An 11,413-nucleotide genomic window follows, 5' to 3' on the forward strand; every position below is an offset into this window, starting at 1 on the left:
GGCATGTCGCGCCAAGCGGCGCCCGAACAAAGCACCCAAAGTACGCCGTTAAGCATTAAGCGATCATCTGTTCTCGGACGTCCGCTACGGCGAGGTTCGTCGAAGATATCCGCAACCAAATCCCAGGCTGCGTCGGGGAGTTCGTACCGTTTGGCCATCGTGGGCTCCTGCCTTTGATGGTCGCGGACCTTACTGAATCTCAACGTCCGTGGAATTCAATTTGGTTTCGGCGGATTTCGTACAGAACCTAGGCCAGCCACCGCTGGCATCCAGACAGCCAGCGTTATCGTTGACGACCATCGCGAGCATGCTCGCTCCTACAGTGGTATAGCTTGGTGTTGAGTTATTTTTAATTAATTACGCATTTGAGAATGCGGGTTCTGTAACCGCACGGATAAAAGCATCATCCAAAGTTTTTGCTCCGTATTTTTTCATAAACTCTGACCCGTTGGAAAATCGATTAAAACGTTGCTGGCTGATCATGTAAAAATAGGAGCAATTGTTTATTACTTCATCAACATTATGTGAGGACACCAGAATCGCAGCGCCGTCTCTGGCCGCGCCATGTAGGCACTCCCAAATATAGTGGCGAAACTCGGGGTCTACGCCAGCAGTGGGCTCATCGAGAATAATAAAACCTTTAGAGATCGCCAGTAGAGATAATGTAAAAAACCAACGGGTTTCGCCGTAGCTACATAGTGAGCATTTTTTATCCCAGATTTCCTTGTATCTATTAATGATCGATGGGCACCATACTTTCAGCTTTTCGAGTGCACGAGTTTGTGTCATTTGCTCATCAGAGCATAGTGCGACAATCATCTTGAATATGTCGCGCATCCGTAAGCCGGGGGGAGTTGAAATTATTTGAGAAAGGTAGGTGAAATCATGGAAGCTACTTTCAATTCTCCCTGATGAGGTTTTTTTTAGTTCACAGGCGATGTCAAAAAAAGTAGTTTTTCCTGAGCCATTCGGACCTAAGATTCCGGCTATCGAGCCTTCAAATATTTCCATGGATGCCTGGCTGAATATTGTTTTTTCGTCATAGTTGAAGTCGATGAGCTTTGCGCTAAATCTACGCATCAGTATCTGCTCCAGACTGGGTTTATTTTTAAGTGCTTTAGGAATATGAAAGTCGAGAAAATTACAGATAGAGCAATAAGCGCAAGCGTTAATAAGTTGGAGCTGAGTTTTTCAACCATTAACTGGCTCGCAATTGTCAAAGGGTTAGCCATGTTGATGGTTTTGATAATGTCGTTCGGGTAGCTGGCGCCCATTACCCCAAAGATGAGCATAAGAAAAGAGCAAACTGACAGAAGTGTGTTCGAATTTTGAAAATTTATTGGGAGTAGCGTGAAGATGACTCCAAAGCTGCAGAACATTAGAAAACAAATGTAAAACCGGAATATTATAGTTAGAGCTTCTGGTAAGTCATAATTTCCAAAGGGAGGTTTTGTGACTAGATAAAAAGTCGAGCAATAGGCAATTGAAACTATTGAATAAGCAAGGAAGTGTGAGCAAATAAATATACCTCTCGATTTTTTTGAATAGACAAATGAGCGAATAAACCCGCTTTCCCTTCTGCCGATGATGTAAAAGGCAAATCCAAACAAGGCAACGCTCGATGCTACATAAGAATAAAACCATGCTGAGGTCACGGGGTAATTGCCTTGAAAATAATCTGCGTCCTGTTTTGTTACTGCGAGAAAATAAAAAAATGCGCAGGGTGAAAGCATTATCCAAATTAAGGAAATTGGTTCTTTTATTTGCTCTTTTATAAAAATAAGTGCTAGGGTGGCAGTTCTCAATATAATATTTTTGCTCATGATTGGTGTCCTTAAGGAAATGGGACCATTTGTTCTTGGCGATACTCATCGATTGAGTTAGCGAATGGTTCTGAATAGTCATTATTCAGATTTATGTTTTTTGAGTTGTCCATATGCATAAACATGGATGGAGAGATAAATTTACAGAATGTATAGTCTGAGTTATCTATCCTGATCGATTTCATATACAGATAACCTTCGGTGCTTATCTCCTTTAAGGCCTGTTGTAATCCGGGAATGTCGAATTTTAGATCTTTTTTATTATAAATTGAGCTCTGTGGGTATACAATTTTTGATGCTATTTCATCGAATGTCTTGTAGGTATTGCATTTCATGAAGTGACGTATATAGGAGTCGTGGAGGGTGTCTGGGTTTCCTTGGAGAGTATTAAATAAGTTCATGAATCTAAATGTTTGCCACAATTCCAGTATGGATTTTTCAAGTGCTGTGGCTAGATTTTCCGCATAAGACATTCCCGCGCAATAGTGAACATTTCTACCTGGCTCATCGCTGCCGTAAATAGTTAGTAGACAAACACCAGGGAATCTGATGTCTGAAATATCAAACGTTAAGATTTCTCCCGATTTAGAAAGAGAATTGTATAAACCAAAGGCCGTTGTTGTTTTGATCGCGTTTCTGATGTCACCAGGACGAACGCATCCGCTACATTGTTTGGTCAACCAGAATCGGGTGAGGAATTGTCGCTCCAAAAATTCTTTAATAGCGCCGAAAATGGCTGATTCGATGCTTTTATGAAAGCTGCATCCACAAGTGTCTCTGCTCGGATAAATGTTGTCATTTTCCTCATCGCAGCCGTGGCTTAGCGCAATGCAAATAGTCGGAATGGAGCAGGCAGAAAAATTTGAGAGACGTACCACGGAACTCATATTGAACTGCCTTTGGGTCAGGTTGCTCAGGTCAGCATCAGTTGAAGCCGTTTGTCTAAAAGCTTTAACGAATTTTTCTACTTCTGGTGGACTCAGGCTTTCGTGAAAACTGGATGAACAATCTGGCAAAACATCAAAGTAGAAATGACTCCGCTCAAAATATTCGCCTAGTGCAGTCCGTACTGAACCAGAACCATTGCCTATTCCTGATCCCAAAGTGAGTCGATGACCTCCAACTTCCACAATGAAAGGGAAGCCCAGAATACTGGGAGGTTGAATCCATATTTCCTGTGGCAAAAATGAACTTGTGCTTTGATTTATTATGTTCACTTTTTACCTCCAATCAATTGAATGCAAGAAGGGTAGAAAAGAGTTGGATTTAAGCTCAAGGCCCTGCAGACCATATTGTCGGTGTAACCTGACCAAGGACGACTTTTGAGTTTTATAGCTTTGCACTGAAGATCGACTAGCATGTACATTGAGCCCGTTTCCATTAAAGCCAGCCTGTAACCACGGTAGCGATACTTGAACAACGTCTTAGGTAAATACATCATGTAAATAATGGCATGACTGGGGTTTCCCACGCTGTTTCCAGTTGGAAGTATGGCCTCCATCAGTAAGTTTGTTTCCTGGCTACCTTGAAGTATCTCGAATTTTCGGGAACTGGGGAGCAGATGTAAGACTTTCTCAGGGCACGGCCATATATTTGATGATGAAAGAGAGCAACAAAAAACTTCAACAGGATACAGTGCTCCTGCACTTGGGTATCCTCGTTTGGAAGAGTTGGTGCTCTTTGTTAGTAACGGTTTAACTACTTGTTTTATTAGTTCAAAGTCTACGGTGGTTCCGTCAAAAAAATCGCAGGAATGATCCCGATGCAGGGGGCTTTCAATAGATAGATTTTCTAGTGCATGCTCTTCCAGCGTAATATCCATGTCTGGGTATAGCTGAAGTTCGTTTCCAGTTAAGTCGCCGAGCAATTGTGGTTGAAAGTTGTGAAGGCAAGAGATATTTCTGACGCATTCATGAGTTGTGAAATTACCCTTGGTGTGAAAGTTCAATGTGTCGTCATAAACTTTTTGGTCAAGAAATTTCAGATAAAAATCATGCGGAATATTTTTCATTTTTTGATCTCAGGCAATTACAAGAATGCCAGTGTGGATTCGATTCTTCGGTTATAAATCCGCTATCCAAATCCACTGTTATTGATGAAAGTGCATCGTCTTGGTATCTGAATTCCTGACTGCCTTCTGTATGAAGTTTTATTTTTTTTACAAGCAAACCGATGGCCAAGCTTCTTTGCAATAGACCTGGTTTTTGTATTGGCAGGGTAGTGTTGCGTTCCATACAGAACTTTAACAAGGCAGGCCAGGAGTTTCGTGAATTACTGAATTTTTGATGATTTAGTTGTCTGTCAATCTGGCAAAAATGACAAGGGTTTCCGATGCTTGCCATATATGGCTGGTCAACTATAAAAGTATTTCCATTAAAATATGCTACAGAGATTGCGCTGTAAGGGTTGGCGTCTGCCAAGCTGAAATATGTTTTTTTTAACCTCGCATAGTCATACTGTGTGCAGATTATGCAAATAAAGCATGGTTGCTTTCCTATGTCTTCTAGTAAGGTGTCTAGGTTTTCGCTAATTTTGTATTTGCAATTCAATTCTTGACTAAATACTGACTCGATTTCATTTTTATCTTCCCAGTCATGTGTTATTAGTAGTTTTTTGAAGTATATATCTTCGGGTTGGATTTTTAATCCTATTGCCTGCTGAAGAAACTGTATGGTCTCTGTTTTCGGTAACTCAAGTTTCAATAAGGTGTCGGTGAGGTGAGTCTCTTCTATGGGGGCTTGATGTTTTTTTAATTTATGCATGATGCTTATCAGTTTTTCAGAGGTTACTTTGGAAATGCAATGACTGGATAGTATTAGTGATTCGTTGGGAAGATCTACTATGTCGTAATCGGAGTAGATAAGATTCATATAGCTTCTCCTGAAGGATTTTCCATGTCTGGAAAATCCTTTTGGTTTGCAAAGTCAAAGGGAAACGATTTGAGTTTAATTACATTCCCCTGCAACCACCGGTGCCGCCTCCACCCGTACCACCCGTACCTCCTGCCCCTCCGCAACCTCCATTGCCTCCACCGCTACCCCCGCTGCATCCACCTCCACCGCCACAGCCACCACTACCACCACAGCCGCCTTGTCCTCCACTACCGCCAGCAACTTGCGGATTGGTGTTTGAGTTAGAGTTAACTCTGAAGTTGAACAGAACCTCGCCAATCTTCTCGTTTTTCATTTTGTTTTTCTCATTTGAATGTCACTCGGGATTGAGTGGCGCCATTAGATTTAAAAGAATGCAGTCACAATCGCAAGTTGAAGATTTTTTATGTGTAGGAATCTTCATTCATCCTTTAGCGAATGGTCCTACGAATTATTTGGAAAGTTCTTTTGGTGTTTAATATTGAAAGGGCAATAGGGAATGGTGGGTGGTTACATTTTTTATTTAAAAAACTATGTATTAGTCTCTTGCAAATGAAATTCGACGAAAAATTGCGTCTGTAGGACTAAACAAAAAAATTCCTTTGACAGTTTTTTTATTGGCAAAAATAAGCGACGAACGGTAGCTACTTTTAAGTAATCAGCCACCCCTATGGCCCGGTTTGCCGACCTCAGCGACGAAGATCGTTCGAAGTCGGCCACCGGGGGGAAGGCATCATCGCGAAAACGGGTGGTGATACAGATCACATTAATGGTCTGACTTTGGGCTTGCCGAAAAGGACCATTATTCGATGTACCTCCTACATTAAAATTTCATGCAGTTGGGGCACGGTTTCATGGTTTCACAATCACCGGCGGCATGGTTTCCGGCGGGTCCTGCTTGGGCGGCGGAGTGGTGCCCGGCGGATCCTCCTCCGGCACCGGCTGCGGGTCGCTTGGCGGGATTACCGGATTGTCGATGTTCGGATCAGGGGTTTCAGCTGGAAAAGGATTGTTCATTGTTCAAACCTCCAGTGGCACATGGCGTGAGTCGTGCTTAAGTGGATTGACCACGGTTCGATGGATTTGATTCCGGCCAATTGGCGCTGAACTTTTCCCTGCGGCTGTCGCTCGGAACCTAAGTGAGTTCATTCGGCGTTGGACGACCGAAGGGCTAGACGATCAGACACAAGAGCGTCCATGGGGCGTGATGGAGAGATGCTCGATGACTGCTGAAAAACCCACGGAACTGAGCTACAACCCGCATATTCCGCTGTCCCAGGCCTTGTTGCTGCCGCGTATCGTGATCGAGAACACCATGCCGACCCTGGAGGGCGGGCAGTTCGCGGTCAAGGCGGTGGAGGGCGAGGAAGTGGTGGTGTCGGCCAAGGTGTTCGCCGACGGCCACGACAAGCTGGCGGTGCGGATTCGCTGGCGGGCAGACGGCGAGGAGGTCTGGCACAGCGAGGTCATGGCCGATCAGGGCAACAACGGCTGGCTGGGCCGCTTTCGCGTGCGCGAGCAAGGTCGCCATGTGTTCTGCATCGAAGCCTGGATCGACCAGTTCGCCAGCTTCTGCTACGAACTGAAGAAGAAACACGATGCCGGCGTACCGGTCAGCCTCGAGTTGCAGGAAGGCCGTCTGCATGTGCAACAGGCTGCCGAACGCACGGAAGGGCAACTGAGCGAGCAACTGGCGGCCTTGCACCATGAACTGGCCATTTTGCTGGAAGCCGAACAGGTCGCACTGTTTTTGCACCAACGTAGCGCCGATTTGATGGCCCAGGCCGATCACCGCGCCTTTTTGAGCCTCAGCCCCGAATACCCGGTGGATGTCGAACGCGAGTTGGCGCAGTTCGCCAGCTGGTATGAACTGTTTCCCCGCTCGATCACCGACGATCCTTCCCGACACGGCACGTTCAACGACGTGCATTCACGCCTGGCGATGATCCAGGACATGGGTTTTGACGTGCTGTACTTCCCGCCGATCCACCCGATCGGTCGCCGCTTCCGCAAGGGCCCGAACAATTCCCTGACCGCCGGTCCCGATGATCCGGGCAGCCCCTATGCCATCGGCAGCCCCGAAGGCGGGCACGAGGCGATTCACCCGCAACTGGGCAGCCGCGACGATTTCCGTCGGCTGGTGGCGGCGGCGCGGGATCACGGCCTGGAAATCGCCCTGGATTTCGCCATCCAGTGCTCCCAGGACCACCCCTGGCTGCAGCAGCATCCGGGCTGGTTCAACTGGCGGCCGGACGGCACGATCAAATACGCGGAAAACCCGCCGAAGAAATACCAGGACATCGTCAACGTCGATTTCTATGCGGTCGATGCGATTCCCAGCCTGTGGGTCGAGCTGCGGGACATCGTCGTCGGTTGGGTGCTGGAGGGCGTGAAGCTGTTTCGCGTCGACAACCCGCACACCAAGCCGCTGCCGTTCTGGCAATGGCTGATCGCCGACGTGCGGGCGCTGTATCCCGAGGTGATCTTCCTCGCCGAGGCTTTCACCACGCCGGCGATGATGGCGCGCCTGGGCAAGGTCGGTTACTCCCAGAGCTATACCTACTTCACCTGGCGCAACACCAAGCAGGAACTGGCGACCTATTTCACCGAGCTGAACGAGTCGCCGTTGCGCGAGTGCTACCGGCCAAACTTCTTTGTCAACACGCCGGACATCAATCCGGGGTTCCTGCATGACTCCGGGCGTCCGGGTTTCCTCATTCGTGCGGCGCTGGCGGCCATGGGCTCGGGCCTGTGGGGCATGTATTCGGGGTTCGAACTCTGCGAGTCGGCACCGGTGCCGGGCAAGGAGGAGTACCTGGATTCCGAGAAGTACGAGATCCGCCCCCGGGACTTCAACGCGCCGGGCAACATCATTGCCGAGATCGCCCAACTCAACCGGATCCGTCGGCAGAACCCGGCGCTGCATAGCCATCTGGGCCTGAAGATCTACAACGCCTGGAACGACAACATTCTGTATTTCGGCAAGCGCAGTGCCGACGGCAGCAATTTCATCCTGGTGGCGGTCAGCCTCGACCCGCACCACCCGCAAGAGGCCAATTTCGAACTGCCGCTGTGGGAAATGGGCCTGCCGGACGACGCCAGCACCCAGGGCGAAGACCTGATGAACGGCCATCGCTGGACCTGGCATGGCAAGTACCAGTTCATGCGCATTGATCCGGCGTACCAGCCGTTCGGGATTTGGCGGATTACCCCCTGATTGGCTCTGTGTAGGAGCTGTGTAGGAGCTGTCGAGTGCAACGAGGCTGCGATCTTTTGATCCTGAAAAACAAAATCAAAAGATCGCAGCCTTCGGCAGCTCCTACAGAGGGCATCAGCGCATTTTCACGCTGCGCAAAGCATTCAACAGGAGTTTCACATGGCGAAGAAACCCAAGGCAGCCACGTTCATCAAGGACCCGCTCTGGTACAAGGACGCGGTGATCTATCAAGTCCACGTCAAATCCTATTTCGATTCCAATAACGACGGTATCGGCGACTTTCCCGGCCTGATCGCCAAGCTCGACTACATTGCCGAACTGGGCGTCAACACCATCTGGCTCCTGCCGTTCTACCCCTCGCCACGTCGCGACGACGGTTACGACATCGCCGAATACCGTGGCATCCACAGCGACTACGGGACCATGGCCGACGCCAAGCGCTTCATCAGTGAAGCGCACAAGCGCGGTTTGCGGGTGATCACCGAGCTGGTCATCAACCACACCTCCGACCAGCACCCGTGGTTCCAGCGTGCGCGCAAGGCGAAGAAGGGCTCGGCGGCGCGGGACTTCTATGTCTGGTCCGATGACGATCAAAAATACGACGGCACCCGAATCATCTTTCTCGACACCGAAAAATCCAACTGGACCTGGGACCCGGTGGCCGGCCAGTACTTCTGGCACCGCTTCTATTCCCACCAGCCGGACCTGAATTTCGACAACCCGCAGGTCATGAAAGCCGTGCTGTCGGTGATGCGCTACTGGCTCGACATGGGCATCGACGGCCTGCGCCTGGACGCGATTCCCTACCTGATCGAGCGTGACGGCACCAACAACGAGAACCTGCCGGAGACCCACGACGTCCTCAAGCAGATCCGCGCCGAAATCGATGCCAACTACCCGGACCGCATGCTGCTGGCCGAGGCCAATCAATGGCCGGAGGACACCCAGCTGTACTTCGGCGACACCGACAAGAGCGGGCTCAACGGCGACGAATGCCACATGGCGTTCCACTTCCCGCTGATGCCGCGCATGTACATGGCGCTGGCCCAGGAAGACCGTTTTCCGATCACCGACATCCTGCGCCAGACCCCGGAAATCCCGGCCAATTGCCAGTGGGCGATCTTCCTGCGCAACCACGATGAGCTGACCCTGGAAATGGTCACCGACCGCGAACGCGACTACCTGTGGAACTACTACGCCGCCGACCGGCGGGCGCGGATCAACCTCGGCATCCGTCGCCGCCTGGCGCCGCTGATGGAGCGCGACCGCCGTCGGGTGGAACTGCTCAACAGCCTGCTGCTGTCGATGCCCGGCACGCCGACTTTGTATTACGGCGATGAAATCGGCATGGGCGACAACATCTACCTGGGCGACCGCGACGGCGTGCGCACCCCCATGCAATGGTCGATCGACCGCAACGGCGGCTTCTCTCGCGCCGATCCGGCCAGCCTGGTGCTGCCGCCGATCATGGACCCGCAATACGGTTACCTGTCGGTCAACGTCGAGACCCAGGCCGGCGACCCGCACTCGCTGCTCAACTGGACCCGGCGCATGCTCGCGGTGCGCAAGCAGTCCAAGGCGTTCGGCCGCGGCACCCTGAAAATGCTCTCGCCGGCCAACCGCCGAGTGCTGGCCTACACCCGGGAATTCACCGGGGAGGACGGCAAGCACGAAATCATTCTGTGTGTCGCCAATGTCTCGCGCAGCGCGCAGGCGGTGGAGCTGGACCTGTCGGCCTACGTCGGCATGGTGCCGGTGGAGATGCTCGGCGGTAATGCGTTCCCGCCCATCGGCCAGCTCAGTTTCCTCCTGACCCTGGCGCCTTATGGCTTCTACTGGTTCGGCCTCGCGGCGGAAAACCAGATGCCGAGCTGGCACGTGGAACCGGCGCAGAGCCTGCCGGACTTCACTACCCTGGTCCTGAAAAAACGCATGGAAGAACTGCTCGAAGCCCCGGCGCGCGCCACGTTGGAGCAGGGCATCCTGCCGAGCTGGCTGCAGAACCGCCGCTGGTTCGCCGGCAAGGACGCGGCCATCGAGCAGGTCAACCTGGCCTATGGCGTGCGCTTTGGCGATGCGCAGCATCCGGTGCTGCTCAGCGAAATCGAAGTGACCAGCGCCGGCCAGACCAGTCGCTATCAACTGCCGTTCGGCTTCATTGCCGAAGAGCAGGTCGGCGCCGCCTTGCCGCAGCAACTGGCGCTGTCTCGGGTTCGTCGCGGGCCGCAGGTGGGACTGATCACCGACGCCTTCAGCCTTGAGCACTTCGTGCGCTCGGTGTTGCAAGCCATGCAGAACGAGACGGTGCTGGCCTGTGATGGCGGCGATATCCGCTTCGAACCGGGCGCCGGGCTGGCAGAACTGGGGCTGACGGCTGAATCCGAGGTGCGCTACCTGTCCGCCGAGCAATCCAACAGCTCGGTGGTGATCGGCAACAGCCTGGTGCTCAAGCTGATCCGCAAAGTCGCGTCCGGCGTGCACCCGGAGCTGGAAATGAGCGCCTACCTGACCAACGCCGGCTATCGCAACATTTCGCCGTTGCTCGGTTCGGTGGTGCGCCGCGATGGCAATGGCGAAGACAACTTGCTGATGATCGCCCAGGGTTATCTGAGCAATCAGGGCGATGCCTGGGAATGGACGCAGAACAACCTCGAACGGGCGCTGCGCGACGAGTTGGCGGACGCCATGTCCGAGCAGGAGCAGCATTACAACGCCCTCGGCGAACTGAAAGATTTCGCCGGCATGCTGGGCCAGCGCCTGGGTGAAATGCATCAGGTGCTGGCAACGCCAAGCAACAACCCGGATTTCGATCCGCAGGTCACCACGCAAAAGGATTCGCTGGCTTCGGGCAAGGACGTGGCGGCGCAAATCGAGCATGCATTGACGTTGCTCAAACAGCATCAAGACGAACTGAACCCGGCGGACAAAACCCTGGTCAGCCGTTTACTGGACAACAAAAAGGCCATCCTCGGCCACGTCCAGGCGCTGGGCAAACAGACGGCCGGCGGCCTGCGCATGCGCGTGCACGGCGACCTGCATCTGGGCCAGGTGCTGGTGATCAAGGGCGATGCCTACCTGATCGACTTCGAAGGCGAACCGGCGCGTCCACTGGATGAGCGCCGGGGCAAGCACAGCCCGTACAAGGATGTCAGCGGCGTGTTGCGTTCCTTCGATTACGCGGCGGCGATGACCATCAACGTGCACAACGTCGACAACACCGCTGAAGCCCAGGCGGCCCGGCAACGGGTGGCCGAACGCTATTTAAGGGAAGCAAAACAGGCATTTATCGACGCTTATCGGCTGGCGGCAGCTACGCTTGGCCATGCGTGGCAAGATCCGGAAGGTGAGGACGCCGCACTGGCGTTGTTCGGTCTGGAGAAAGCGGCGTACGAAGTGGCCTATGAGGCGGAGAACCGCCCGACCTGGCTGCCCGTGCCGTTGCACGGTTTATATGGATTATTGAGTGGGCTTAAACCCTTTTCCGATCTTGGTGGAGAGTAGTC

9 protein-coding genes are annotated in these 11,413 nt (G+C 52.0%); 2 read left to right on the forward strand and 7 right to left on the reverse strand.

All coding sequences use genetic code 11. The annotated features are described in order from the left end of the window. From HNO86_RS26275 to HNO86_RS26305, 7 genes are all read right to left on the reverse strand, one after another. Nucleotides 1-158 (reverse strand): transposase (locus tag HNO86_RS26275; protein ID WP_175379840.1); only part of this gene is annotated, 158 nt, incomplete at its 3' end. Between the two features lie 199 nt (nucleotides 159-357). Further along, on the reverse strand, nucleotides 358-1,080 hold the full coding sequence (locus HNO86_RS26280; protein WP_175379841.1) for an ATP-binding cassette domain-containing protein: 723 nt from the start codon (nucleotides 1,078-1,080) through the stop codon (nucleotides 358-360). Then, on the reverse strand, nucleotides 1,080-1,823 hold the full coding sequence (locus HNO86_RS26285; RefSeq protein ID WP_175379842.1) for an ABC transporter permease: 744 nt from the start codon (nucleotides 1,821-1,823) through the stop codon (nucleotides 1,080-1,082). The genes HNO86_RS26280 and HNO86_RS26285 overlap by 1 nt, the downstream gene beginning before the upstream one ends. 11 nt (nucleotides 1,824-1,834) lie before the next feature. Next, the gene (locus HNO86_RS26290) at nucleotides 1,835-3,040 is read right to left on the reverse strand and encodes a YcaO-like family protein (protein ID WP_372242562.1); all 1,206 of its coding nucleotides are present in this window, start codon (nucleotides 3,038-3,040) and stop codon (nucleotides 1,835-1,837) included. Then, nucleotides 3,037-3,834 (reverse strand): SagB/ThcOx family dehydrogenase, encoded by a 798-nt coding sequence (locus HNO86_RS26295; RefSeq protein ID WP_175379843.1) that lies wholly within the window; start codon nucleotides 3,832-3,834, stop codon nucleotides 3,037-3,039. Before HNO86_RS26295 ends, HNO86_RS26290 begins: the two co-directional genes overlap by 4 nt. After that, a complete protein-coding gene (locus HNO86_RS26300) occupies nucleotides 3,815-4,693 on the reverse strand; it encodes an McbB family protein (RefSeq protein WP_175379844.1) in 879 nt (292 codons plus the stop codon). Before HNO86_RS26300 ends, HNO86_RS26295 begins: the two co-directional genes overlap by 20 nt. A gap of 852 nt (nucleotides 4,694-5,545) precedes the next feature. Beyond that, nucleotides 5,546-5,710 (reverse strand): hypothetical protein, encoded by a 165-nt coding sequence (locus HNO86_RS26305; RefSeq protein WP_175379845.1) that lies wholly within the window; start codon nucleotides 5,708-5,710, stop codon nucleotides 5,546-5,548. Nucleotides 5,711-5,915: 205 nt separating this feature from the next. Here HNO86_RS26305 and HNO86_RS26310 point away from each other — a divergent pair, with 205 nt between their 5' ends. Together HNO86_RS26310 and treS are read left to right on the forward strand one after the other, a co-directional pair. Next, on the forward strand, nucleotides 5,916-7,910 hold the full coding sequence (locus HNO86_RS26310) for an alpha-1,4-glucan--maltose-1-phosphate maltosyltransferase (protein WP_175379846.1): 1,995 nt from the start codon (nucleotides 5,916-5,918) through the stop codon (nucleotides 7,908-7,910). A gap of 159 nt (nucleotides 7,911-8,069) precedes the next feature. After that, nucleotides 8,070-11,411 carry a maltose alpha-D-glucosyltransferase gene (gene treS / locus HNO86_RS26315; protein WP_175379847.1) on the forward strand — a complete coding sequence of 1,114 codons (3,342 nt, stop codon included), beginning with the start codon at nucleotides 8,070-8,072 and terminating at the stop codon, nucleotides 11,409-11,411. Nucleotides 11,412-11,413 lie beyond the last annotated feature (2 nt).

It is taken from the genome of Pseudomonas sp. C1C7 (assembly GCF_013359595.1).
Classification (GTDB): Bacteria; Pseudomonadota; Gammaproteobacteria; order Pseudomonadales; family Pseudomonadaceae; genus Aquipseudomonas.